This is a genomic window from Bacillus manliponensis (genome assembly GCF_000712595.1).
In the GTDB taxonomy this organism is placed as follows: domain Bacteria; phylum Bacillota; class Bacilli; order Bacillales; family Bacillaceae_G; genus Bacillus_A; species Bacillus_A manliponensis.
The window spans coordinates 183,830-208,133 of record NZ_JOTN01000003.1 but is presented as its reverse complement, the minus strand read 5'-3'; the positions used below and the strand labels follow the sequence as shown (position 1 = coordinate 208,133).

27 protein-coding genes are annotated in these 24,304 nt (G+C 37.7%); 4 read left to right on the top strand and 23 right to left on the bottom strand.

What is annotated here, in order from left to right; all coding sequences use genetic code 11:
* Positions 1–6 precede the first annotated feature (6 nt).
* On the bottom strand, positions 7–453 hold the full coding sequence (locus tag BAMA_RS05080; protein ID WP_084157889.1) for a CotD family spore coat protein: 447 nt from the start codon (positions 451–453) through the stop codon (positions 7–9).
* 244 nt (positions 454–697) lie between these two features.
* The gene (locus BAMA_RS05075; RefSeq protein ID WP_051758865.1) at positions 698–1,081 is read right to left on the bottom strand and encodes a YppG family protein; all 384 of its coding nucleotides are present in this window, start codon (positions 1,079–1,081) and stop codon (positions 698–700) included.
* Between the two features lie 174 nt (positions 1,082–1,255).
* Between BAMA_RS05075 and yppF the strand changes: the two genes are divergently transcribed.
* Positions 1,256–1,453, top strand: a complete 198-nt coding sequence (yppF, locus tag BAMA_RS05070) for a YppF family protein (RefSeq protein ID WP_034636763.1) — start codon at positions 1,256–1,258, stop codon at positions 1,451–1,453.
* 25 nt (positions 1,454–1,478) lie between these two features.
* On the opposite strand, the gene BAMA_RS05065 is transcribed toward yppF, so the two are convergent.
* The 3 genes from BAMA_RS05065 to BAMA_RS05055 all read right to left on the bottom strand — a co-directional run bounded on the left by BAMA_RS05065 (position 1,479) and on the right by BAMA_RS05055 (position 3,570).
* A complete protein-coding gene (locus BAMA_RS05065; RefSeq protein ID WP_034636760.1) occupies positions 1,479–1,838 on the bottom strand; it encodes a YppE family protein in 360 nt (119 codons plus the stop codon).
* A 12-nt stretch (positions 1,839–1,850) separates the two neighbouring features.
* Complete coding sequence (locus BAMA_RS05060; protein ID WP_034637151.1) at positions 1,851–2,093, bottom strand: hypothetical protein; 243 nt, start codon at positions 2,091–2,093, stop codon at positions 1,851–1,853.
* A 472-nt stretch (positions 2,094–2,565) separates the two neighbouring features.
* Positions 2,566–3,570 carry a DUF2515 domain-containing protein gene (locus BAMA_RS05055; protein ID WP_034636757.1) on the bottom strand — a complete coding sequence of 335 codons (1,005 nt, stop codon included), beginning with the start codon at positions 3,568–3,570 and terminating at the stop codon, positions 2,566–2,568.
* 102 nt (positions 3,571–3,672) lie between these two features.
* Between BAMA_RS05055 and recU the strand changes: the two genes are divergently transcribed.
* Together recU and BAMA_RS05045 are read left to right on the top strand one after the other, a co-directional pair.
* Entirely contained in the window at positions 3,673–4,275 is a 603-nt protein-coding gene (recU, locus tag BAMA_RS05050) for a Holliday junction resolvase RecU (protein WP_034636754.1), read from the top strand.
* Positions 4,276–4,341: 66 nt separating this feature from the next.
* Positions 4,342–7,401: a PBP1A family penicillin-binding protein gene (locus tag BAMA_RS05045; protein WP_051758864.1), complete on the top strand. Its 3,060-nt coding sequence runs from the start codon at positions 4,342–4,344 to the stop codon at positions 7,399–7,401.
* Between the two features lie 17 nt (positions 7,402–7,418).
* Here BAMA_RS05045 and BAMA_RS05035 read toward each other — a convergent pair whose 3' ends face one another.
* The 18 genes from BAMA_RS05035 to BAMA_RS04955 all read right to left on the bottom strand — a co-directional run bounded on the left by BAMA_RS05035 (position 7,419) and on the right by BAMA_RS04955 (position 23,245).
* Positions 7,419–7,934 carry a YpoC family protein gene (locus BAMA_RS05035; protein WP_034636750.1) on the bottom strand — a complete coding sequence of 172 codons (516 nt, stop codon included), beginning with the start codon at positions 7,932–7,934 and terminating at the stop codon, positions 7,419–7,421.
* Positions 7,918–8,583, bottom strand: a complete 666-nt coding sequence (nth, locus tag BAMA_RS05030; RefSeq protein ID WP_034636747.1) for an endonuclease III — start codon at positions 8,581–8,583, stop codon at positions 7,918–7,920. The genes BAMA_RS05035 and nth overlap by 17 nt, the downstream gene beginning before the upstream one ends.
* Before the next feature lie 13 nt (positions 8,584–8,596).
* Positions 8,597–9,307 carry a DNA replication protein DnaD gene (gene dnaD, locus BAMA_RS05025; RefSeq protein ID WP_034636744.1) on the bottom strand — a complete coding sequence of 237 codons (711 nt, stop codon included), beginning with the start codon at positions 9,305–9,307 and terminating at the stop codon, positions 8,597–8,599.
* 139 nt (positions 9,308–9,446) lie between these two features.
* Positions 9,447–10,634: a pyridoxal phosphate-dependent aminotransferase gene (locus BAMA_RS05020; protein ID WP_034636741.1), complete on the bottom strand. Its 1,188-nt coding sequence runs from the start codon at positions 10,632–10,634 to the stop codon at positions 9,447–9,449.
* Positions 10,635–10,652: 18 nt separating this feature from the next.
* Positions 10,653–11,135 (bottom strand): cell wall elongation regulator TseB-like domain-containing protein, encoded by a 483-nt coding sequence (locus tag BAMA_RS05015; RefSeq protein ID WP_034636738.1) that lies wholly within the window; start codon positions 11,133–11,135, stop codon positions 10,653–10,655.
* 7 nt (positions 11,136–11,142) lie between these two features.
* Positions 11,143–11,313, bottom strand: coding sequence for a YpmA family protein (locus BAMA_RS23770; protein ID WP_084157887.1), 171 nt, complete (start codon positions 11,311–11,313; stop codon positions 11,143–11,145).
* A 241-nt stretch (positions 11,314–11,554) separates the two neighbouring features.
* On the bottom strand, positions 11,555–14,350 hold the full coding sequence (gene dinG / locus BAMA_RS05010) for an ATP-dependent DNA helicase DinG (protein WP_034636735.1): 2,796 nt from the start codon (positions 14,348–14,350) through the stop codon (positions 11,555–11,557).
* 318 nt (positions 14,351–14,668) lie between these two features.
* Positions 14,669–14,857: a hypothetical protein gene (locus BAMA_RS05005; protein ID WP_034636733.1), complete on the bottom strand. Its 189-nt coding sequence runs from the start codon at positions 14,855–14,857 to the stop codon at positions 14,669–14,671.
* Between the two features lie 239 nt (positions 14,858–15,096).
* The gene (panD, locus tag BAMA_RS05000; protein ID WP_034636730.1) at positions 15,097–15,480 is read right to left on the bottom strand and encodes an aspartate 1-decarboxylase; all 384 of its coding nucleotides are present in this window, start codon (positions 15,478–15,480) and stop codon (positions 15,097–15,099) included.
* A 12-nt stretch (positions 15,481–15,492) separates the two neighbouring features.
* Entirely contained in the window at positions 15,493–16,341 is an 849-nt protein-coding gene (gene panC / locus BAMA_RS04995) for a pantoate--beta-alanine ligase (RefSeq protein WP_034636727.1), read from the bottom strand.
* Positions 16,341–17,177, bottom strand: coding sequence for a 3-methyl-2-oxobutanoate hydroxymethyltransferase (panB, locus tag BAMA_RS04990; RefSeq protein ID WP_034636724.1), 837 nt, complete (start codon positions 17,175–17,177; stop codon positions 16,341–16,343). The genes panC and panB overlap by 1 nt, the downstream gene beginning before the upstream one ends.
* 515 nt (positions 17,178–17,692) lie before the next feature.
* Positions 17,693–18,673, bottom strand: a complete 981-nt coding sequence (locus BAMA_RS04985; protein ID WP_034636722.1) for a biotin--[acetyl-CoA-carboxylase] ligase — start codon at positions 18,671–18,673, stop codon at positions 17,693–17,695.
* Entirely contained in the window at positions 18,658–19,851 is a 1,194-nt protein-coding gene (locus tag BAMA_RS04980) for a CCA tRNA nucleotidyltransferase (protein WP_034636719.1), read from the bottom strand. The genes BAMA_RS04985 and BAMA_RS04980 overlap by 16 nt, the downstream gene beginning before the upstream one ends.
* On the bottom strand, positions 19,838–20,983 hold the full coding sequence (gene bshA / locus BAMA_RS04975) for an N-acetyl-alpha-D-glucosaminyl L-malate synthase BshA (RefSeq protein ID WP_034636717.1): 1,146 nt from the start codon (positions 20,981–20,983) through the stop codon (positions 19,838–19,840). Before bshA ends, BAMA_RS04980 begins: the two co-directional genes overlap by 14 nt.
* Positions 20,980–21,684 carry a bacillithiol biosynthesis deacetylase BshB1 gene (bshB1, locus tag BAMA_RS04970; protein WP_034636715.1) on the bottom strand — a complete coding sequence of 235 codons (705 nt, stop codon included), beginning with the start codon at positions 21,682–21,684 and terminating at the stop codon, positions 20,980–20,982. The genes bshA and bshB1 overlap by 4 nt, the downstream gene beginning before the upstream one ends.
* Before the next feature lie 10 nt (positions 21,685–21,694).
* Entirely contained in the window at positions 21,695–22,090 is a 396-nt protein-coding gene (mgsA, locus tag BAMA_RS04965; protein ID WP_034636714.1) for a methylglyoxal synthase, read from the bottom strand.
* Between the two features lie 13 nt (positions 22,091–22,103).
* On the bottom strand, positions 22,104–22,904 hold the full coding sequence (gene dapB / locus BAMA_RS04960) for a 4-hydroxy-tetrahydrodipicolinate reductase (RefSeq protein WP_034636710.1): 801 nt from the start codon (positions 22,902–22,904) through the stop codon (positions 22,104–22,106).
* Positions 22,901–23,245 (bottom strand): nucleotide pyrophosphohydrolase, encoded by a 345-nt coding sequence (locus tag BAMA_RS04955; protein ID WP_034636708.1) that lies wholly within the window; start codon positions 23,243–23,245, stop codon positions 22,901–22,903. Before BAMA_RS04955 ends, dapB begins: the two co-directional genes overlap by 4 nt.
* A 154-nt stretch (positions 23,246–23,399) precedes the next feature.
* Between BAMA_RS04955 and BAMA_RS04950 the strand changes: the two genes are divergently transcribed.
* Positions 23,400–24,281 carry a YitT family protein gene (locus tag BAMA_RS04950; protein WP_034636706.1) on the top strand — a complete coding sequence of 294 codons (882 nt, stop codon included), beginning with the start codon at positions 23,400–23,402 and terminating at the stop codon, positions 24,279–24,281.
* Positions 24,282–24,304: the final 23 nt, after the last annotated feature.

Sequence of the window (24,304 nt, the reverse complement as noted above, 5' to 3'; positions counted from 1 at the left end):
TTATACTTACTTTTTGAAAATGCCGCCTACATTTGGTCCTACATTTGGACCTGTCGGTAAAATTTGCGGACCGACATTTGGACCTACGTTTGGCATAAACGGTGAAATTTGTGGTCCTACATTCGGCATAAACGGTGAAACTTGTGGTCCTACATTATCCCATACTCCACCAACATGACCTGGATCACTTGGATCTACAACATTCACATTCGAATGTGTTTGCGGGAAGAAGTGCTGATTTTTAATCATTTGATGATGAACGTGTGTTGTGTGAGTTGGATGAATGTGAGGGACGACCGTTGTTGAGAATGTATGTGTTTCGCAATGTTTTGTCGGATGAACAATTGGTGGTGTCGTTGTTATTGGTGAAACAGGTTTATGCCCTCCAAAACATGGCTTACAAGGATGACAAGGATGACAATGATGATGCATAGTTTTTCTCTCCTCTCTCATATTCAAAATCTTCTTTCACTTTACAATATGAGAAAGTGGTAAAAGCTGTTTGTTATAAATACCTATTTCTATAGTAGAAAGTTGTGCACAAAACTGGTTTGGTACTTATTCATTTAAAAAGCAACTGTAGAAACGTGACGGTCACACCGTAAACTCTTCCTTCTGTCGTATGATGTTCATAACAACCCCACATATACGTCTGTCTCATTCAGCAATTTTTTCTTCCTATATTATCAATATGTTATCATTTCACAAAAAATCCGCCTACTTGTTTAATAATACCTGTAACTTGATTCATCGTGTTCATCATTTGCCCCGCTGTTCCTACCATTTTGTTAATGTCGTAATTTCCGTCCGATGTTTTAAACTGTGACATAATATTTGAGAACTGGTTCGGTTGCTGTTTCATTTGGTTTTTCTTATTCATCGCAGGATATGGCGTATACGGCGCGTATGGTGGATGTGGTGAATACTGATACGCAGAAGTTTGAAAAGGCTGTTTCGGCGGATAAAACATAGGCTGATTCATAAATGAAACTTGAAATGGTTGAAAATAATTCGCTTGATTCCCATAATACGGTGAAAAAGGATGCATATTATAACTGTAGTATTGATTTTGCTGAAACATACATTCTCCCCCCTCTGTAATTGTTTCTACCTATACAATATGAACAAAGAAAATAAAAGGTGTAATAATTCATATGTCTATCCTTGTCGGAAGTTTAAATTTTTAAAAAAATAAGAATTTAAACTTTTTTATGCTACGATGAATTGGAGAAGATTCTTATGAGGGGGAATCAATATGATGTTAAGGGAGTTAAAACAAGCGTTTTTAATGAAAAAGGGATATGTTCCAGAAAGTATGGATGAATTGCTCGATTTTGCAAGGCATCACTATTTATCAGGGAAAATTTGTTTATCTGATTACAGAACTTTAATTCGCGAATTAGAAATAAGCGGAGCAAAAATACCAGAAGAAAATATTGTCACTGAAGCATAAAAAACAAGAGGGGATTCCCCTCTTGTTATATACATTGATTCACAACAGATTGCAATGTATATAAAATAGCCTGATGCGTTTCATGAAACCTTTTCTCATTTGTCCTCTTTGCAAAACATTGCAACGCATTATTTTGCAGATTCTCATGTACTTGTTCAACTTGTGCGGGATGGATATATTTAGGTTTCTCACTCCTTATCCAATCTAGCGCTAACCCTTTCCATTCTTCTAACGCCGCATCAACTTTATTTACGAAAGGTTTTATTTCCTTATAAAAATCCACTTCGCGATCTATATCCATTTGCCTCTCTTGTCTCATTTCTATCGTTTCATCATTGTATTTTATTAATTGCTCTGTAATTTGTACTAGCTTTACATATGTCACTATTCCACCTACTTATGCTGTAACTACCACGTTTTGAAACGTCTGTAGCCAACTCCCTTTCTCTTCATGATGTACCATTTTTGACTCCATATGCTGTATATGCATTTCTGTTATCTCTACTTTATTATTTACAAACTCACGTTTATCTTTGAGTGCATGATTAACTCTAAGGGAAATATTCATTTCAAGCAAATCAAGAGTACTTAACATTTGATCCATCGTTTGTATAATCGCTTCTTTGGGAACTGCTTTCATCCTCAAACCGCCTCCTTCTTTGCCTTTGCTTTGCCATGTTAATTCGACGATATACATCTTACTCCTTCCACCTTGACAAAACTAGTTTTAATTCGGCAAAGAAAGTGATTTTTTGTATGAAAGAAAGTAAAATGGCAACGCTATAGACGAAAGGAGGTGCTCGTGATGGCAAAGACTAGAAATGAACAAAAGAAACCGCAGCAACGCTCACAAAAAACACCTGAAACAGGGAATCCGAAATTAGATGGCCCAAATCGTCCTGCTACATAAAGTGAAACTTCACTCAGTGGGGAGGTTCTCCATCCACCACTGAGTGTCAGCCCGACCAATCGAGCATTAACGAGCTGTTTATCTCCCACCTAAACTTCTTCGCTTCTCTCAAGTTTTGAGGTGGGAGTCTTACAGCTCGTTAATGCGGGATAAAATATAGTACACATGCCCGCTGTATAAAACAGCGGGCTTTCTTATTATATCATGTAAAAAAACTACTGAATGACGAAAATAAATGTAATTGCTGTTGCTTTTGTAAAAACCATCCCGTAATATCAACCTCTCCTTCTGGTTCTTGAAAAGTGAACCATTTCCCGACATCTATACTTTCATGAAACCAATCTTTCGTATTACTTCGGTGATGAGGGATAACAAAGAAAGCCTCACGCAGCTGTGGTGTATCTTGTTCTTTTTCAAGAGGAAAATACTGTTCATAATCCATCCTCGATCCTGTATGTACTGTTTGAGATGAAAACTTTTGAAAATACGTCTTATAACGTGGGTGAAATACAAGCCAAGCTAACTTCTTTCCTAGTTCAATTCTTTTCATTAACATTTCAAATTCATGTACTGAAAATCCGTACAAATTCCCTTCCATAGTTGGAAAGACAACCGCACTAAAGTGGAAGAGTTCTTGAAATTTAAATAGTAACGTTTGAAATACATTTTTCTTAAAAAATGGATGTTCAATAATAGGTTCTTGAATGATATTTTGTTCATTAATAATAAGCGAAGTAATCAAATGCTGCTCATTTTTTTCCTCCCAAAAATATTGCCACTCTCGTTCCATAAAAATAGATACAGAAAAAAATTGAAGCAAATGAAATAATGGCTGTTTCTTTTTCTTACTATACTCATACAATAAAAGTTGTGGATATGCATCCGCAAAAATGAGCCAATTTGCCCGCTCATACGTAAGAAATAGTTGATGGCGTACCCTTTCAGATAGAACTTTCGGATAGTATTTTCCCTCTAAATCTGTCATATTCCATCCTGCATTTCTTGATACCATACTCGCTAAAAATGACCAACCAACCTCATGGTTACGTCTATAATACTCCTGATAAGCGTGTGTACGGGAAACGTTATCAATATTAGCAAGAGCGGTTTGTTGTCGAATTCGAAAGACCAACTGCTTTTCTTCAGATGTACAAGAAAAAGCACCCCGTTTTTTCCTTATTTTCTCATATTCATTTTCTATGAACATCGCTATGCTTTTCACCTCTCTTGAAAAAAATCGCCTATTTCACATTTTTTTTGGTATAATCACCTTTGTAAGTGATTCTATGCAAGTTGGAGTGGATACAAGATGACCATTCGTTATCCAAATGGAAAAAGGTATATTCAAACACCAAAAACTCATAATCCACCGATAAAAAAACATACTTATAGTAATAGAGGTATGTCCCTTGAGGAGGAATTAAACGAAACGAATCAATATTACTTAACTCAAGGCGTTGCTTGTATGCATAAGAAACCGACCCCTCTTCAAATTGTAAAAGTAGACTATCCAGCTCGAAGCGCAGCTGTTGTAAAAGAAGCATACTTCCAGCAGCCATCTACAACGGATTACAATGGCGTATACAAAGGAAAATATGTTGATTTTGAAGCAAAGGAAACAAAAAATAAAACGAGTCTTCCTTTGCAAAATTTCCATCTTCACCAAATCGAACATATGAAACGTGTTTTGCTACATAAAGGCATTGCATTCGTTATTATTAAATTTACGCTTCATGATGAATTTTATTTACTAGAAGCAAAACATGTTATTTCATTTTGGGAACGAAAAGAGACAGGTGGAAGAAAATCAATTACAAAGAAGGAAATTGAAGAACACGGTTTCTTATTACCATCGGGTTATCACCCCCGTATTGACTATGTACGTGTACTAGACATGCTTTATTTTTCGTGATAGAGTCAAAAACAAGGCTCTTTTTTCGACTTTTGGGGGAGAAAATGAAAGGTAGGAGAAAGTATAATGTCAGAAAATTATCGTTCTCGTACAGAACGAAAACAAGTTCAAAAACAAAAAAAAGAACATAATAAACCAGAAACAAAAAAGAAAGAGAAGAAAACTTCCTTTTTTCGTAAATTTTTAATCGCTTGCTTACTAATTGGTATCGTCGGTCTTGTAGCTGGTGTTTCCGCATTCTTTATTATGATAAAAGACGCACCAAAATTAGATAAAGCAAAGCTCATCAACCCACTATCAACAAAATTTTACGACAAAGATGGTAACTTTATTTACGAATATGGAGCCGAAAAACGAACTAACGTCACTTACGATCAAATTCCAAAAGTAGTTGAGGGTGCCTTTTTAGCAACAGAGGATTCTCGCTTCTATGAACATAATGGAATTGACTACAAACGAACTGCAAAAGCTGTATTCGAAAACGTAACAGAAGGCTTTGGTTCTCAAGGTGGTAGTACGATTACACAACAAGTAATTAAAAACCACTATTTAACAAGAGATAAGCGGGTAAAACGAAAAGTACAAGAATGGTACTTAGCTTATAAATTAGAACAAGAGTACTCGAAACAAGAAATTTTAGAAATGTACTTAAACCAAGTCAATTTCGGAAACCGTTCATACGGTATTGCGACAGCAGCGAAAAACTATTACAACAAAGATTTAAAAGATTTACAATTACACGAAGCTGCGATGTTAGCTGGACTTCCGCAAAGTCCAAACCGTTATGACCCAACAAAAGAAGAAAATGTTCAAAGAGCAACAGAACGCCGTAATACAGTACTAAAACTAATGAATCGTCACGAATACATTTCAAAAGCTGAAATGGAAGCAGCGATGCAAATTCCAGTAACAGAAGGCGTTCAACCTCCACAAGAATTAAAAGAAATGCCATACCAAGCATTTTTAGATGCAGCAGTAAAAGAAATAGAAGCAAAATTAGAAAATGTAAAAATCGGTACAGATGGTTTACAAATTTACACAACATTAGACCCAGCAGCACAAGAATATGCTGACAAAATGTTAAACACAGAAGAAATCATTAACTATCCAAACGAAAAATTCCAAGGATCTTTCGTCTTTATGGATACAAAAACAGGTGAAGTTCGTGCACTTGGTAGCGGACGCGGTGAACATAAGGCGACATTTAAAGGGCATAACCAAGCGCTTGAAATGAGAAAACAAATTGGTTCGACAATGAAACCAATTTACTCTTTCGCTCCTGCTATTGAGTATTTAAAATGGTCAACATATCACCAACTTGACGCTTCTCAATATAAATATAAAAGTGGTCAAGTAGTTAGCAATGCTGGGCGTCAGTACGAAGGTACGATGTCGATGCGCAAAGCGTTAGAACAATCTGTCAACATTCCCGCTCTACATGCTGCTAACGAAGTGAAAAAAGAAGTTGGCGAAAAGAAACCACAAGAATTTGCAGAAACATTAGGTTTCTCCTTTGCATTTGAAAAAGACAAACAAGCTGTAGAATCTACGCCACTTGGTACGAATTCATCTTCCCCAACGGAAGTAGCTGGTGCTTATGCAGCGTTCGGTAATGATGGTGTATATAACAAACCACACTTCGTAAAGGAAGTAATCTTCCCTGATGGTAAAAAGGTTGACTTTACACCTGAAGAGAAACGTGTGATGAAAGATTATACAGCGTTTATGATTACGGATATGTTACGTGGTGCCTTAGAAACAGGAGGTACAGGTACAGCCGCAAATGTTCCATCTCTAGACGTAGCCGGTAAAACAGGTACAACAAACTATAGTAAAGAGGATTTAAGAAAATACAACTATAACTCTGGGGATGTTCCTGACAGTTGGTTTGCAGGCTATACACCTCAGTACACAATGGCTGTTTGGACTGGATATAATAGCATGGCAGACGGTTCTATTAAACCTAATCAAACACGTATTGCACAGCAAATGTTCAAATCTATGATGACGAAGTTTGGTACAGATAAGTCTAACTTTAAACAACCAAGCAGTGTCGAACGCTTAAATGGAGAGTTGTACATTAAAGGTGTTAAAAAAGATCACGTGAAAAAGACTGAAGTAGAACCACCAGCAGGCTTTAATGCTGCTTATGACGCTGCAAGTAAAACTGTTAACTTAAGTTGGTCTGCGTCGTCTGATAAAGAAGTATCATATAATCTTAGCTATAAATCAAGTGACGGTGAAAGCGGAAGTGTGCCAATAAATGGTACGAGTGCTAAGTTAGGTAACATTAGACCAGGTATCACATATACATTCTCACTTACTGCGAAAAAAGGAAATGGATCAAGTAAAGCAGTGACTGCGTCTGTAACAGTTCCTGGTGGTGAACCACCTAAAGAGGAAGAGGCAACTGACGAGGATAAAGAAGAACAAGAACAACCTTCGCCTCCTCAACCACCAGCTGATGGCCAGCAGAGTGGCGGCCAAGGTAATGGCCAGCAAAATGGCGGCCAAGGTAATGGCCAGCAAGGTGGCGGCCAAGGTAATGGCCAGCAAGGTGGCGGCCAAGGTAACAACCAAGGTGGTGGCCAAGGTAACGACCAAGGTGGTGGCCAAGGTAACGACCAAGGTGGTGGCCAAGGTAACGACCAAGGTGGTGGCCAAGGTAACGACCAAGGTGGTGGCCAAGGTAACGACCAAGGTGGTGGCCAAGGTAACGACCAAGGTGGTGGCCAAGGTAACGACCAAGGTGGTGGCCAAGGTAACGACCAAGGTGGTGGCCAAGGTAACGACCAAGGTGGTGGCCAAGGTAACGACCAAGGTGGTGGCCAAGGTAACGACCAAGGTGGTGGCCAAGGTAACGACCAAGGTGGTGGCCAAGGTAACGACCAAGGTGGTGGCCAAGGTAACGACCAAGGTGGTGGCCAAGGTAACGACCAAGGTGGTGGCCAAGGTAACGACCAAGGTGGTGGCCAAGGTAACGACCAAGGTGGTGGCCAAGGTAACGACCAAGGTGGTGGCCAAGGTAACGACCAAGGTGGTGGCCAAGGTAACGACCAAGGTGGTGGTGGTGGTACTACTACCCCAACCACTCCTGAAACTGGTAATAACACTACCGCTGAATAATAAAAAGGACATCTTCTCTAACGAGAAGATGTCCTTTTTTTCATAAGTAACGTTTTCGCATATAACTTTTCCATTTCTTCATACAACTGCACAAGCTGAATGAATGCATGATAATGGTCAGGATGTTCTATAATGTATACATATCGCTCTGTAAAATTGACTGGTTTTACTTGTAATTCTTTCACGTGATCTTCTAATTGCTTGATATTTATAACTGGTGTCTCATTTAGCCAGTGTACAATCGATAAAATGTGCGCGGCAAAATGAATGATTGGCTGCCTTGCTGCTTTTCGGTTACGATTTCGAAACAACGTACCGATTGCTGTTTTTTCCTCTTTCCAGACGTTCAATACTTTCACTATACTATGTTCTATATCATCCCACGGACTATAGTGATGCTTCATATCAAATAAAAAATAAGTATGACGAATTAACTCTTCAAATGAATCCCCTACTTCATATTCAATAACGGACATATTTTCGAAAAAAGGCGCACGCTGAAACTCATCCCTTACTTCAACTTGCTGCTTCACGTTTCTTCTCCTTCATACGCTTTTTCCCTTCGCGGCAAAGCTCTAATAGTGGGCATTCTCCGCACTGCGGTCGCTGTGCTTTACAGTGATAACGTCCAAAAAAGATCATACGATGATGCGTCACGCCCCACTCATCCATCGGTACTTTTTTCATTAATGTTTTTTCAACCTCTAATACAGAATCTTTCCAACGACAAATGGCAAGTCTCTTACTTACACGCTCTACATGAGTGTCAACTGCAATCGCTGGAATCCCAAAGGCCACTGATACGACAACGTTTGCTGTCTTTCTTCCTACCCCTGGTAACTTTGTCAATTCATCTCGATCTTGCGGTACTTCTCCCCCATATTCATCCATTAAAAGGCGGCATAGCTTTTGAATATTTTTCGCTTTGTTACGATACAAGCCAATCGAGCGAATATCTTGTTGTAATTCTTCTAAAGAAACACTTAAATAATCTTCTGGTTTTTTATACTTTTGGAATAGCTGTTTCGTTACTTTGTTAACAAGCACATCTGTACACTGCGCTGATAATGCAACCGCAATAACAAGTTCAAATGGATTGTCATGAACGAGCTCACAATGCGCATCTGGATACATTTCACCCATCACATCTAGACAATGTCTAATTTGTGTTTTATTTAACATCTAACTCCTCCTACTACTGCTCTAACCAATTGTAAAATTGAACTTTCCCTGTATATTTCGTTTCTTGCCTCGTCACTTGCTGCGTACGCTGTTGCTGATTCGCACGGAATTTCCGTCCTTGATCTTGTGCTTGATCAATGGTTTTTATTCCGTTTTTACGCCATTCAAATAAAATACGATCAATATAACGGAAATTCATTTTCCCGCTCATTACAGCCTCACGAAGAGCTGCTTGAATAAGCTGTGGATCGTGCTGATCTTGATCTTGCCACATCGCTAATGTCTCACATTCAAATGGCGATAATGGTCTTCCAAATTCTTTTTCAAAAATGACGTATAAATTTGTTTGCTGTTTCTTTTTTTCTTTTTGTTCTTCTTCTATATTCTCATTCATTAAAAAGTGCAAGATTTTTTCCCAAAGCGGCTGCAGAGAATAACTTTCACAAATCATTTCTGCCGATTTTTGCCCACCTTCTAAAGACAAAAAGCCTCTTTGAACTAGTGTTTGAATGATTTCCATACATTTCGTTTCCGTCACTGTCATACGTTCCGCTATTTCACCAGGGGTTGGGAACGAGTTCCCAGACTCTAAAAACGTATGAACATGAAGAAGCACCATAAATTCCAATTCATTTAAACCGAGCTTTTTATAATGAAGCATTAACAACTTTGGAATGACAATACTTCCTTGTTCGAACCATTCTAACATAATTTTTTTCTTCATAACGAAACACCTCGCTCTCTAGTATATCACACATGCCCGCTTTTCTTTTTGGCACAATTCGACAAAAAACCTCCCTGTATAAAAGGGAGGTCATTTTATTAAGAAAAAGCAGAATAACAACTTTTACTTTCCAAAGAAGTTAACCTTTAATTTTGTTATTCATGAACGTATGAATTCTCTCTAACGCTTTTTCTAATTGATCTAAAGATGTTGCATAAGATAAACGCACGTTATTTGGTGCTCCAAATCCCGTTCCTGGAACAAGCGCTACTTTTTCTTCTTCTAACAGCGCCGTTGCCCATTCATCAACCGTATTATAACCAGCTAATGCAACAGCTTCTTTTACGTTCGGGAACAAGTAAAATGCACCTTGTGGTTTAATGCAAGTGAACCCAGGAATTTGAATTAATTTATTATAAATGATGTTTAAGCGCTCTTCAAATGCCTTTCTCATCACTTCTACAGGTTGTTGAGAGCCTGCATAAGCCGCGATTGTACCGTATTGTGCAATCGAAGTAGGATTTGATGTACTATGACTTGCTAAGTTCGTCATCGCTTTAATAAGCTGCTTATTTCCTGCAGCATATCCAATGCGCCATCCTGTCATAGAGTGAGACTTTGATACACCATTAATAATAATTGTTTGTTCTTTTAATTCATTAGAAAGCTGAGCAATTGAAGTATATTGTGCATCACCATAAATTAATTTTTCATAAATTTCATCAGAAACAATTAAGATGTTATGCTCTAAACATACTTCTCCAAGTTGTTGTAATTCTTCTTTGCTGTAAATCATTCCCGTCGGATTACTTGGAGAGTTAATAATAACAGCCTTCGTCTTGTTCGTAATTACTTTACGTAACTGTTCTGGCGTAATTTTATAATCGTTCTCTTCTAATCCTTCTACATAAACTGGCTCTCCACCTGCAAGCTTTACTTGCTCTGGATAACTTACCCAATATGGAGTTGGAATGATAACTTCATCACCTTCATCAAGTAATACTTGGAATAATGTATACAATGCATGTTTTGCACCATTACATACAATGATTTCTGATGGATCGTATGTAATATGTTGATCACGTTCAAACTTTTTCACAATCTCTTGCTTTAGTTTTACTAATCCACCTGTTGGTGTATATTTCGTATGACCTTCTAACATCGCTTGATGAGCAGCATCCATAATGTGCTCTGGCGTATTAAAATCAGGTTCCCCCGCTCCTAATGCAATTACATCATATCCTTCTGCTTTTAGCGCCTGTGCCTTTGCTGTAATTTCTAACGTTGAAGACGGTGTTAAAGCTGATACTCGCTTCGCTAATTTCATCCTCGGTTCCCCCTGCATCTATTTTTCAATACTGTAAGATCCAGCATATTTCCCATCTTTAAATTCTAAATAATAATACGTATAACGATCCTCTTGATCAATATATGTAACTTCCCATAATGGAACATTGTTTTCAGCACCTAATTTCACTTTCACAAATTCTTTTGGCTTTGCTTCTGCTTCTGCCGCTACAATTTGTTTCGCTTCTTTTTCAGAAATGCCTTCATTCTTCTTATGAACAAGAACATCTCCTTTTTTCTCAGGCACCCAAACGATACATTGATCTCCCTTTTCATTCACACCTTCTACAACAGCATATGACGTTTTAAAGTGATAGTAATCGATATTTGTTACTTCTGTCAGTTTCCCTTTTTTCTTCGCAGTTTCAACTATTTTCGATTCTTTCGGCAACTTTTTATCCATCGTTGTGTTATAAAGGTATGCACCATATAAAATGACAACTAAAACAATAATACTAACTCCAAATATCCACTTTTTCATTGTATCACTACGTTCTATATATCGTAAATATTGCAGTTTCTTTGTCTTCTTTATCTAGCGCTAAACCAAACATTAAATCTTGCCTCTTTAATGTACGATTTAAGCTGTCAACAACTTTATACAAATCAGACGTATATGTAACACGTGTCGTTGATAGTACTTCAATTTTCTTTTCCATGAAAACTCCTCCGTTACACAAAATTTCTACTTATAGAAGAAGGGACTGTGGTTACAATAAGACTACATTCTTTACCCCTGCTTCATCACCCATCTATTATAGCAGGACATGAATTGCAAAAAAAGGTTTCAATGTGAAAAGCAATGTATTTGTATACATGATGTCAGAAAATAAATTTCCTCCTACCCACACAAAACGCCTGAAGCTTGTCCCTTCAGGCGTCCTTTTCTTTCTTTGACAACTATTCCTTGTCGATATGTTGTAATAATTCCTGTAATGATCCTTCATATAACGGAACATGAGGAATGGACTGTAAAAACTGTTTTCCATAGTAAGAAGAAGTGAGACGACGGTCTAATACAAATACCGTCCCCTTATCTGTACTACTGCGAATCAATCTGCCAAACCCTTGTTTAAAGCGAAGAACGGCTTGTGGAAGAGCAAGGGTCATAAATGCATCTTCTCCTTTTTCTTTTAGCTCCTCACTTTTGGCTTGCATCATTGGTTCTTTTGGTGATGTAAATGGCAAACGAACAATTACAAGACAACTCAATGCATCACCGCGTATATCAATCCCTTCCCAAAAACTACTCGTTCCTAGTAAAATTGCTTTGTCAAACTCTTGAAACTTTCGAAGCATACGACTACGACTACGATTATGTACACTTTGTGTTAATAATAAAAACTCAGCTAGCTCTTTCTCTTCTTTTAACAGTTCATATGCTTGCTTTAACATTTCATACGATGTGAATAAGACGAGCATACGACCATTGGTTGCTTTTGCAATCTTCATAATATGATGGGCAACTTCCCGCACATACTGTTGTTCGCTCGCATATTTAATATGCGGAACATCTGTTGAAACGAGTAACTTCACTTGTTCTTCATATAAAAATGGTGACGGAATAGACAGCATAGTTGGTATAAAATCCGTTAAACCAAGTTCATTCTCTATATATTTAAAAGAACCGTCTACAGTTAACGTTGCTGATGTGAAAATAACACTGCGCTTTTTTGCTAAAAATTGATCTGCAAACGTTTCACTTATATCTACTGGCTGTGCATATAAAATGGTCGAATGAATGGTTCCTTTTGCTTCTGCTTCTATCCATGTAACTGCATTTGTTTCCTCTAATACTAGCTTCCTAAGTGTATTTGTTTCTTTTTGAAGCATATCGATTAAATGTAAAAACTCACCTGTAATTAGGTGCATTTCCCATTCATTTTGTTGTTCTAATCGTTCACCTTGCACAGTTAACAATGTGAGTAATGATGAAACTTCATGTACAAAGCGATTTGTCAATTCTGTAATACTACTCCATAACTTTCCATGTTCTTTCTGTATATGATAACGGTAAACAAGCGGAACGTTTCCTTTACTATCCTCTTGATTTGTTTTCCGAAAAATAAATGTACGCAGCAAATGAAACAGTTCGTCTGCATCAATTTTTACTTCTTTTAACATTCGGTTAATCTGTTGAAACGCAGAACGATTTGCTATATGTGACTGCTTCATCATATCGTATACCCTATCAAGGATATCTCCTGTTTCTAACATACCTATCCTTGATAAAATTTGTTGGAAATACATACATGAAAACTGTTCCCCAAACGCCCGACTCGCAGCTTCTGCAATATGATGTGCTTCATCCAAAATAATATGTTCACAAGAAGCAAAAATCGGCTCTTCACTCACAAAGTCTTGGAACAATAACGTATGATTTGTAATGACAAGATCTGCAAATAGTGCTTTATTTTTCGCACGTTGGTAAAAACAACGATTAAACCAATAACTTTGCCCACCTTTTGGACTATAAGCATTGCTACAAATACGATTCCATAACAACTTTCCACCAGATGTAATGCTTAATTCATCACGATCCCCTGTTTCAGTCTGAAGAAGCCATACTAAAATCTTTGCTTTCGTTAACGCATCATCATAATGTCTTTCTTCTTCACGCAGGGCATGTTCAAATTTATGCAAACAAAGGTAATGCTTTCTTCCTTTTAACATCGCTACTTCAAAAGAAAACGGTACGTTTTTTTGTAAAAGCGGAATGTCTTTCTCAATTATTTGCTGCTGCAGTTGAACCGTTTGCGTACTAATCACAACAGGTTGATCATTTGCTTTCGCATGATAAATACTTGGCAATAAATAAGCTAACGTCTTTCCCGTCCCTGTTCCAGCTTCAATTAAGGAGAAACGCGAATCTCTTAGTGCCTCATGCACTTCATTCATCATGAGCTGCTGTCCTTCTCTTTTTTCAAAGAAGGATATATTTGTGCGTAAATGTTCTGTAACCTCTTCGGTAAATGACGAAAAGTTTGAAAGCTTTGCATCACTCATTTGTATATTGTAATCCCTCTTACGAAGTGCGATATTTCGATATATATCATATTGCTTATCATCATCTGTCCCATGCATCATTTTATGTAAAATATATTCCGACATAATGTCTCCAATATTACTTTGAAGTACATCACTTAATTCATATAACGATTGCAACGTCACGAGTGGTAAGCTTTTCATCTTTGAAAGAAGTTGCAAAAAGATTTCCGCTGTCACAAGAGCATCACTGTCTGCACGATGTGGCTGATCATGTGTAAATCCATACATGGTTGCTAGATCACGTAATTTATAACTATCAGCTGTTGGCAACAAAATGTGAGCCAGTTCCACTGTATCGATTTTTGGACATGTTATATTTTGAAAACCAGCTTGTTTTAATTCCTCTTGTAAAAAATTCCAATCGAAATGAACATTGTGGGCAACAAAATACGCATCTTGTAATAACTCAGCTACCATTGGAGCTATATCTTCAAATAAAGGGGCTTGCTTTACAAGTTCCTCATCAATTCCTGTTAATTCTGTAATAAATGGCGGAATGTCCCGCTTTGGATTCACAAAAGAAGAAAAGATTTCAAGGATTTCTCCATTTTCCACAACAACTGCTGCAATTTGTGTAATTTTATCTTTCCCATCTTTCCAGGCATTCCCTGTCGTCTCTAAATCGACTACGACATAACGCTTACTCATCTATGACACCTCAATTTCTTACATTCCCAAAGCAAAATACATATAGTGTTACTATACCACGTTTTCTGTTATCTTAATGGAAAGATACGAAAAAGAAATGGTTAAAAACTTAAAAAACTGTTCTTTTTTGGTGGGAGAGAGCATCACGCCGTGTGTAGTAACGGGCCTTTTTTCGCCACATCCCTTGTTTCAAACAAATAGTAGCCTGTGAGAGCGATTGTTTTTTATTTTCCATTACAGTTGAGATGCTTAAAAGTGCATAAAAAAATGTAACTGATAGTATCAGCTACATTTTTTAATCGTTTTATTTGTTTCGTATTATGAAGCAATCTCAAATTTCAGGCTGTTTCGATTTACTATGATATATTCACCTGTTGATTTATTCATTACTTGAGACACTTCCTTAGTATGTGTTATCTCAAACCAATCATTTTGTATATCCACCAATAATTTTATTTCTACATCATTTTCGCCATACTTTAAACCACTATAAGATAATTTCGTCATCGTCATCATTCCTTTCTTAATGACCAATACCCTTTTTACATTACCTACTTTATTATACTATACTTTCGTGGAATTGATATAAAGTACAACTACACTGAACTAGAAACCAAACGGACTTTTGCAGGCTGTTTATCACCCATACACTTCTTCGCATTCTCTTAAGTTTTGAAGCGGAATATTACAGTCTGTTAAAACGAGAAAGACTACCTCTAAAAAGAAGTAGTCTTTCTTACTTTATCTTATAAAATTGTTCCTGCCTTCTCTGCACCAAGCATTTCGACAATTTTATTATCGTCATCTAACACTGCAATTTTCGGTTCATGTGATGCTACTTGTTCTTCTGGTACTAAGCCGTAACAAATAATAATCACTTTATCACCAGGCTGAACGAGGCGTGCTGCTGCACCATTTAAACAAATGACACCTGTATTACGTTCTCCTTTAATTACATATGTTTCTAGACGAGCACCGTTATTATTATTTACAATTTGTACTTTTTCATTTTCCACAATGCCAACTGCGTCCATTAAATCTTCATCAATTGTAATACTTCCTACATAATTTAAATTCGCTTCCGTTACTGTACCACGGTGTAACTTCGCTCTCATCATCGTTCGAAACATAAAATCCTCTCCTTATTCAACCGTAAACGTTATATTATCAATTAAACGAGCTTTCTCAAACTTAACTGCAATGGCAATAATAATACGCCCTTCTATATGCTCTATCTTCGTTAAGTCCGGATACGCATATATATCAGCATAATCAACAGTACCGTTTGTATTTGCTTCGATATATTCTTTTATAAAGGTTGTAATTTGTTCTGGGCTTTTCTGCCCTTGCTCAATCTTCTCTTTTGCCAGACATAAGCTTTTATATAAATGCGGCGCTTCTTCACGTTCCTTTTCGGATAAATACACATTACGTGAGCTGCGTGCTAATCCGTCCTCTTCACGCACAGTCTCGACCGAAACGATTGTAACAGGAACATTAAAATCAGTAACAAACCCTTCAATTACTGCAACTTGCTGTGCATCTTTCATCCCAAAGTACGCACGATTTGGCATTGTAATATTAAATAGTTTTAGTAATACAGTTGCAACACCAGCAAAATGTCCTGGTCGTTTTTCACCGCATAATACATCCGTTCGTTTTACAACTTCAAGTGTGGTTGTTCGCTCTTTCGGATACATTTCATCAGCAGATGGATAAAATATATAGTCTACTCCAGCTTCCTTTGCAATTCGTTCATCACGCTCAATATCACGCGGGTAACGATCAAAGTCTTCATTCGGCCCAAATTGCAATGGATTTACAAACACGCTTAAAATAACGATATCATTTTCTTTTCTTGCTTGCCTTAGCAAGGTTGCATGCCCTTCATGTAAATACCCCATCGTTGGAACGAAACCGATTTGTTGTCCTTTACTCCGAAGTTCTATTGTAATTTGCTGCATCTCTTGTACTGTTCGAATCATTTGCATTATGCTTTTCCTCCGTATAACGCTAAACATTCTTCTTCCTTCATCGTAAAGGAGTGAGCCTCTTCTGGAAACGACCTCGTTTTCACTTCACTCACATACTGTCCAATGCTGCGTGCAATCTCTTCTTGTACAGATGTATATTGCTTCACAAATTTCGGAACGCGCTCGACGCCGTACGTAATGATGTCATGATAAACAAGTACTTGACCATCAGTTCCATTACCAGCACCAATACCGATTGTTGGAATCGATAGTTCCTCTGTCACAAGATTTGCTAATTGCTTCGGCACACATTCTAATACGAGCGCAATCGCACCTGCTTCTTCGCATCGTTTTGCATCTTCTAACAGCTTCTTTGCACTTTCTGCATCTTTTCCTTGTACTTTGTAACCACCTAATACGCCAACAGATTGCGGTGTTAAACCGAGGTGCGCAACGACAGGAATACCAGCATTCGTTAAGAAACGAATGCTTGACACAACCTCGTCTGCTCCTTCTACTTTCACAGCATGCGCACCACTTTCCTGTACAATACGGCGAGCATTACGCATCGTTTCTTCAATTGAAACGTGATAAGACATAAATGGCATATCCGTCACAATAAACGTATCCTTCGCACCGCGACGCACCGCTTTTGTATGATGAATCATATCATCCACTGTTACTGGAACTGTTGAATCATATCCAAGTACAACCATTCCAAGAGAATCACCAACTAAAATCATGTCCACTTCCGCTTTTTCAGCAAGCTGGGCAGATGGATAATCATATGCTGTTACCATCGCAATTGGCTCATTGCACGCTTTCATTTTCAAAAAATCAGTTTTCGTTTTCAATCATTTCTCCTCCTTTTGTACCGGAGAGAAGAGATGGGCCGTATGAAAAAAATCATATAAAAAACCCTTCTGTCAAATAGGCAGAAGGGTAGTATCATTCGGCAATTTTCATCCCTCTGTCCTAGTCCTGTTTTTGGATCAAGGCAGAATCCACATATTTTCATTTCACTTCATTTATTGTGGTGCAGTTCATTTCGATACTGCCCATGTTCGAACTAATTATAACAAACGCAGCTGTAAATTTTCTACACTTTTTTGAAAAAAGAAAATTCCTGTGAAAACCTTTTATTTTTGTTTTCTCGACTGAAATTTAATAGTGAACATAATAAAGTGAAACTTCACTCAGTGGGGTTTTCTTCATCCCCCACTGAGTTTCAGCCCGACCAATCGGGTTTTTACAGGCTGTTTATCTCCCACCTAAAATTCTCTGAATCCTCTAAGTTTTGAGATGGGATTCTTACAGCCCGTTAATGCGGGATAAAAAAGAGAGTTTCTATATCGAAACTCTCTTCTTCTTACTTCAGTTCAATATCAGCAGAGTGAATATGATGAATATTCCCTTCCTTATCTTCTAATAGAAGTACACCATCTGCTGTAATTCCTTTTGCAACGCCTGTAATTGTTTCCTTCATTGTGCGAGCAGCAATTTCTTTTCCAAGACTCGTCGCGTAACTCTCCCAAAGAAGTTTAATAACGCCAAATCCACGCTCTAAATACTCTTTATATAACTTTTCAATCTGTAAAAATATAAGCTGCATAAGTTCAGCTCGTACAAATGTCTGATCAGCTTCTATTGCTAATGAAGTTGCAATGTGCTGGATTTCTTCTGCAAAATGCTCTTGTTTTTGATTGACGTTAATGCCAATCCCAATAATAACAGCATTCACTTTATCTGGATCAGCTTGCATCTCAGTTAAAATGCCAACTGCTTTCTTTCCATTAATTAAAATATCATTAGGCCATTTAATACCAATAGATAACCCCGTATACTTTTCAATCGCCTGTGCAACACCAACAGCTGTTAATAACGTTAATTGCGGTGCTTGATGTACAGGTATAGCCGGACGTAAAATCATACTCATCCAAATACCAGTTCCTTTTGGCGAGTGCCACTTTCGGCTTAAACGACCGCGCCCTGCTATCTGCTCTTCTGCAACAACAACTGTCCCTTCCTCAACACCTTCATATGCAAGGCGTGCTGCAATTTGCTGTGTAGATTCAACCGATTCTTCAAAATATACCGTTCGTCCAAGAAACTCCGTTTGTATTCCAAGACCAATTTCATTAGCCGTTACTTTATCAGGTTTGTTTGCTATACGGTAACCTAGGCGTCTTACCGCTTCTAGCTCATATCCTTCGTTTCTTAACCCCTCCATATGTTTCCATACAGCAGTTCTTGAACAACCTAATTTTTCACTAATTGTTTGGCCAGATAAAAACTCACCGTTCGCTTCAGAAAAGATTTCTAACAATTGTTTCCTTATAGAAGATTGCATATTTGCAGCCACTCCTTTATGCGCCCTTTTTCATTCTCTAGTCGCCCTTCTACTACAGCCTCTTCAACTTTTTGTAACAACTGTGCAATCCAAGGACCTGCACCTTCACCTTTCCATTCTAGTAAATCAGTTCCTCCTACTTTTAGCTCTTTCCGGTTAAAAATAGGTAAAGAATCATATAATTTCTGCACATTTTGTACAGCGTCATTATCATAAGAAGAAGTAAGCATTTCATACACTCTTTCTGTCATCACCGCTGTCTCTTTCCCTACTTTATATAAAGAAAGTGCTTGCCACTTTTCTGTTTCCCTTAATTTGACTGCCGCAAGAACAGAAAGTATCTCTTTCGCCTTTTTATTTGAAAACTTCCAATCACGTAAAAAGGTCGCCGGATTTTCTACTTTCGTACAATACAAGAAAAATGCCCACGCTTCTATGTCATTTTGTAAAAAGTTAAACGTGTGCTGCGTAGCTTGTAAAATGCCGTCTCGAACTGTTTGTAAATGCGGTACATGCTTATATAAAGCTGTTTCCACAAAAAGATGAAGTGCTTTCTCACAATGTGTTCCAAGCAGCATTTTTTCAAACTCAATAACAATTCGCTCCATTGCAATGCGCTCAAGTAAATATGCATGTTCAATAATCGCTGTCTTTGCTGCTTCATCTAGTGTAAATCCTAATGAACTAACAAAGCGAATCGCACGCATCATACGAAGGGCATCTTCTTGAAAACGGTCTGCAGCACTTCCAACCGTCACGATTTCGTTCTTTTCAATTGCTTGCTTTCCACCAAACAGGTCAATGATTTCTCCCATCTCAGTCATAGCAATTGCATTCATTGTAAAGTCTCGGCGCTGCAAATCTTCTTGTAAAGAACGAACAAATTGAACACTACTCGGACGGCGAAAATCTTCATAATCACTTTCCGTACGGAATGTTGTCACTTCGTACGGAATTTCTCCTTGAAGCACAATCACCGTACCGTGCTCAAGCCCAACTGGAACGTTACGTGGAAAGATTCGCATCACATCTTCTGGCAACGCCGATGTGGCAATATCAATATCACCAATCTCTCTCCCAATGATATAATCTCGTACACTCCCACCAACAAAATAAGCTTCAAATCCATTTCCTTTTAATGTCTTGATAATTGAAGCTGCTTCTTTAAACCGTTCCATCTACTTCATCCTTTAATACGTCATAATAAATTTTTTCATACTGTGAAACAATGTTTTCTGAACGAAATTGCTCTTGCACCGCTTCCATAGAACGTTCCGCCATCTTTTCATGTAGTATTTCATCTTGAAGAAGAAGAATCGCTTGATTCGCCACAGCTTTTATATCTCCGACTTCGCATATGTATCCTGTTTCACCGTGCTGAATGACTTCCGGAATACCACCAACGTTCGTTCCAATGCAAGGAACACCGCATGCCATCGCTTCAAGAAGCACAAGCCCAAAGCTTTCTTTTTCCGATAAAAGTAACATTAAGTCACTCATCGCAAGCAACTCCGCTACATTATCTTGCTTTCCTAAAAATAGTACGCGATCTTCAATATCTAGCTTCTTTACAAGCTGTACAATTGTACAAAGCTCAGGTCCGTCACCAACAAGCAATAACTTCGCCTTGACTTGCTCTGCAATAAGTGCAAATGATTGCACAACATCTTGCGCCCGTTTCACTTTACGGAAATTTGAAATATGAATACACACTTTTTCATCATCAGCAATGTCATACTCTTTTTTAAACTGTGACATATCACGCTTAAAATACACACGCTCATCAATAAAATTATATACTGTTTGAATTTCTTTTTTCGGACGAACTAATTCATATGTTTCTTCAATCAATGACTGCGATACAGCTGTTACGACGTCTGATTGTTCAATGCCAAAACGAATCAAGTTATTTAAAGATGGATCAGATCCAAGTACAGTAATATCAGTACCATGTAATGTCGTAACAATTTTCACTTTGTCACCAATCATTTGCTTTGCTAAATATGCACAAATTGCATGCGGAATTGCATAATGTACATGTAAAATATCGAGCTGTTCACGCTCTGCCACTTCAGCCATTTTACTTGCCAACGCTAAATCATACGGGGGATATTGAAACACAGAATATTGATTTACTGTTACTTCGTGAAAATAAATATTTGGATTGATTTTATTTAAGCGAAACGGTAAACCTGACGTAATAAAATGAATTTCATGTCCGCGCTCTGCTAATAACTTTCCTAATTCTGTCCCAACGACACCAGAACCACCGACAGAAGGATAACAAGTAATCCCGATTTTCAGTTTCATTTTATTCCTCCTATTAAATCATCATCTAATAGAATTGGCTTTTTGCTCATAAAACCTTCAGCGTACGTCACACCAACTTCTTTTCCAAACATCTTTTCACGTGCAATAACCGTCTCGACATATCCCTCTGTTAATGGAGTTACGACACCTTCTACTCCCGTTTTAAATTGACTTTCATATGCTTCGAGCGCTGCCACTTTCTGTTTCATATACTCACTAATATTTATGCAGAAATTTGGTTTATGAAAACCATTAATCATATAAAAATAGAGCGATGAAACGCGGTGAGCAGGAAGTTCGGGCATATATTTACGTATACTTGCCGAAAAAACTGCTTCTTCTACTAACTTCGCACAATTTGCATGGTCTGGATGTCGATCTTCATAATATGGGGCAAAGACAAGCTTCGGTTTATATGTACGAATTACTTTTACAATCTCTTTTATATACGCTTCTTTCATGTATAAGCCGCGGTCTGGGAGCGCTAAATTAATGCGCTCCTTCACACCGATATGTCTCGCCGCAGCTAATGCTTCTTGTTTCCGAATTTCCACTGTACCATTTGAAGACAAATCTGCTTCAGTTAAGTCACAAATCCCAACTTCATAGCCTTCATTGGCATATTTGGCAATGGTACCTGCCATACCGATTTCAACATCATCAGCATGGGCACCAAACGCTAATATATGTAATTCTTTCATATCTTTCTCCTTATTTTCGCAACGCTCGATAATTTAAATCGCCTCGCTTTAGTGCATGAACTAAAATCTCTGCACTTGCCATATTCGTTGCAAGCGGAATTGAATATACATCACATAAACGTAACAGCGCACTTACATCAGGTTCATGCGGCTGTGCTGTTAATGGGTCTCGAAAGAAGATCACCATATCCAAATCATTTTTTGCAATCATCGCACCAATCTCTTGATCACCGCCAAGTGGACCAGATTGATATCTCGTCACAAACATTCCTGTCGCTTCCATAATGCGAAGACCTGTCGTTCCCGTTGCAAATAATGTATGCTGCTCTAACACTGGTTTGTATGCATACGCAAATGAAACCATATCATCTTTCTTTTTGTCATGTGCAATTAAGGCAATCTTCATTGTCGCTCTCCCCTTAGTCGATGATGTTTTCTAATCCATATACTAGATGATCTAACTGCATAACTGTTTCAATTGATAATTTTACTCCTGACATAAATGAAGCACGGTTAAACGAATCGTGACGAATTGTTAACATTTGGCCATCCCCGCCAAATAGCACTTCTTGATGTGCAATAAGTCCTGGTAAGCGAACGCTATGAATGTGAATACCATCAACGTTTGCACCACGTGCACCTTTTAATTGCTCTTCTTCATTTGGGTGCCCTTGTTCTTTAGGCTGACGATTTTGACGAATTAACTCAACTGTTTTTACAGCCGTCCCAGATGGTGCATCTAATTTTTGATCATGATGTAATTCAATAACTTCAACATCTTGGAAATATTTCGCTGCCATTTGAGAAAACTTCATCATTAATACCGCACCAACAGCAAAGTTAGGAGCAATAATTGTACCTACACCTTTTTCTTTTGCAACTTCTGTTAACTGCTTTAACTCTTCCTCTGTAAATCCTGTTGTTCCAATAACAGAGCGTAGTCCATGTTCTACAGCAAGCGTCACATGTTTTTTACCAACTTCCGGAGTTGTTAAATCTAACAATACATCCGCTTCTACTTCTTGTAAGCAAGTATGTAAATCACCGTAAATCGGCGTATCTAAATTTGGCATACCAGGAATATCAGCAATTTTTTCCCCATCATGCTTATAATCAATCGCTGCAACAAAATTAAAATGCGGTGTTCTTTCCATTAGAAGCACAGCTTCTTTTCCCATACGTCCTCTAGGACCTGCAATAATTACTTTTACTTCCTTCATTCCTTCTTCTCTCCCTCTTCAATACGTGTCCAACGATCTTTATCACGCGTATTAAATTTTTCCATTACGATGTTATGTGCTGTTTCTAAATCAATATTTAAACTATTTGCCATACAAATCATAACAAATAATACATCGCCAAGCTCTTCTTCAATCGTATTTTCTTTTTCCGTTGCTTTTTTCGGCTTTTCACCGTGATAATGATTTATCTCTCTTGCAAGCTCTCCCATTTCTTCTGTTAAACGGGCCAACATTGCAAGCGGACTAAAGTATCCTTCTTTAAATTGACCAATATATGCATCTACTTCTTGTTGCATTTCTTGCATTGTTTTTTGCTTCATAACTATTCACCTCAAATCCTTCATTTATCATGTTAGCCAATTCAGCCCGATTTGACAAATGTTATCCTACTTTCTCATGTGTTTGCCACGTTTTTTTGTATACACTATAATGAGGTGAAGTAGTTTAAAAATGAACAATGATAGGGGATAGTATATGAATTCGAAGTTGAAAATTCGCAATATTTTATTCATTTTAATCGGCTCCGCTATTTTCTCTTTTGGCATTGTAAATATTAACATGGAGAATCACCTAGCGGAAGGGGGATTTACTGGTATTACGCTACTGCTTTATTTCAAATTTTCACTCGATCCTTCCTACACGAACTTATTGCTAAACATCCCACTATTTTTTATCGGGTGGAAACTGTTAGGACGAACTACTTTTTTATATACGTTAATTGGAACGTTTAGCGTTTCATTCTTTTTATGGATTTTTCAGCGTTATGAAGTTCTGAATTTACATATTAACTTACAAAATGATATGACGTTAGCAGCTTTATTTGCCGGCCTATTCATCGGGGTTGGTCTCGGAATTATTTTTAAGTATGGAGGTACAACTGGAGGAGTAGATATCATTGCTCGCTTAGCGCAGAAATATATCGGGTGGAGCATGGGGAAAACAATGTTTTTATTTGATGCTCTCGTTATTATTCTCTCTATCGTAACTTACTTATCCTACCGCGAAGGAATGTATACGTTAGTTGCCGTCTTTATCGGTGCAAAAATCATTGATTTTATGCAAGAAGGGGCCTATGCAGCAAAGGGAGCTACAATTATTTCAAATAAAAATGAAGAAATCGCTGAAAAAATCCTCTTAGAAATGGAACGGGGGGCCACTTTCTTAAAAGGTGTTGGCACGTATACAAAGCTGGAACGAAATGTTTTATACTGCGTTGTCGCAAAAAACGAGATTGTAAAACTTAAAAATATTATTATTTCCATTGATCCACACGCGTTTGTTGCAGTTAGTGATGTGCACGATGTTATTGGGGAAGGTTTCACATTAGACGAAAATAAAAATCCAATCCATAATTAAAAGGCTATCAAAAATGATAGCCT

Bases quoted from the DNA above. Each gene is read 5' to 3' on its own strand.
- BAMA_RS05055 (WP_034636757.1), bottom strand. From the start codon at position 3,570: ATGTTCATAGAAAATGAATATGAGAAAATAAGGAAAAAACGGGGTGCT.
- nth (WP_034636747.1), bottom strand. From the start codon at position 8,583: ATGTTAAATAAAACACAAATTAGACATTGTCTAGATGTGATGGGTGAA.
- dapB (WP_034636710.1), bottom strand. From the start codon at position 22,904: ATGAAGGAAGTAAAAGTAATTATTGCAGGTCCTAGAGGACGTATGGGA.
- panD (WP_034636730.1), bottom strand. From the start codon at position 15,480: ATGTTTCGAACGATGATGAGAGCGAAGTTACACCGTGGTACAGTAACG.
- BAMA_RS04955 (WP_034636708.1), bottom strand. From the start codon at position 23,245: ATGAAGCAAAAAACAATGCAAGAAATGCAACAAGAAGTAGATGCATAT.
- BAMA_RS04950 (WP_034636706.1), top strand. From the start codon at position 23,400: ATGAATTCGAAGTTGAAAATTCGCAATATTTTATTCATTTTAATCGGC.
- recU (WP_034636754.1), top strand. From the start codon at position 3,673: ATGACCATTCGTTATCCAAATGGAAAAAGGTATATTCAAACACCAAAA.
- BAMA_RS05045 (WP_051758864.1), top strand. From the start codon at position 4,342: ATGTCAGAAAATTATCGTTCTCGTACAGAACGAAAACAAGTTCAAAAA.
- panC (WP_034636727.1), bottom strand. From the start codon at position 16,341: ATGCAAATGATTCGAACAGTACAAGAGATGCAGCAAATTACAATAGAA.
- BAMA_RS23770 (WP_084157887.1), bottom strand. From the start codon at position 11,313: ATGGAAAAGAAAATTGAAGTACTATCAACGACACGTGTTACATATACG.
- bshA (WP_034636717.1), bottom strand. From the start codon at position 20,983: ATGAAACTGAAAATCGGGATTACTTGTTATCCTTCTGTCGGTGGTTCT.
- dnaD (WP_034636744.1), bottom strand. From the start codon at position 9,307: ATGAAGAAAAAAATTATGTTAGAATGGTTCGAACAAGGAAGTATTGTC.
- BAMA_RS04985 (WP_034636722.1), bottom strand. From the start codon at position 18,673: ATGCAATCTTCTATAAGGAAACAATTGTTAGAAATCTTTTCTGAAGCG.
- mgsA (WP_034636714.1), bottom strand. From the start codon at position 22,090: ATGAAGATTGCCTTAATTGCACATGACAAAAAGAAAGATGATATGGTT.
- BAMA_RS05020 (WP_034636741.1), bottom strand. From the start codon at position 10,634: ATGAAATTAGCGAAGCGAGTATCAGCTTTAACACCGTCTTCAACGTTA.
- BAMA_RS05005 (WP_034636733.1), bottom strand. From the start codon at position 14,857: ATGACGAAATTATCTTATAGTGGTTTAAAGTATGGCGAAAATGATGTA.
- dinG (WP_034636735.1), bottom strand. From the start codon at position 14,350: ATGAGTAAGCGTTATGTCGTAGTCGATTTAGAGACGACAGGGAATGCC.
- BAMA_RS05075 (WP_051758865.1), bottom strand. From the start codon at position 1,081: ATGTTTCAGCAAAATCAATACTACAGTTATAATATGCATCCTTTTTCA.
- BAMA_RS05080 (WP_084157889.1), bottom strand. From the start codon at position 453: ATGAGAGAGGAGAGAAAAACTATGCATCATCATTGTCATCCTTGTCAT.
- yppF (WP_034636763.1), top strand. From the start codon at position 1,256: ATGATGTTAAGGGAGTTAAAACAAGCGTTTTTAATGAAAAAGGGATAT.
- BAMA_RS05015 (WP_034636738.1), bottom strand. From the start codon at position 11,135: ATGAAAAAGTGGATATTTGGAGTTAGTATTATTGTTTTAGTTGTCATT.
- BAMA_RS05060 (WP_034637151.1), bottom strand. From the start codon at position 2,093: ATGAAAGCAGTTCCCAAAGAAGCGATTATACAAACGATGGATCAAATG.
- BAMA_RS04980 (WP_034636719.1), bottom strand. From the start codon at position 19,851: ATGGAACGGTTTAAAGAAGCAGCTTCAATTATCAAGACATTAAAAGGA.
- bshB1 (WP_034636715.1), bottom strand. From the start codon at position 21,684: ATGAAAGAATTACATATATTAGCGTTTGGTGCCCATGCTGATGATGTT.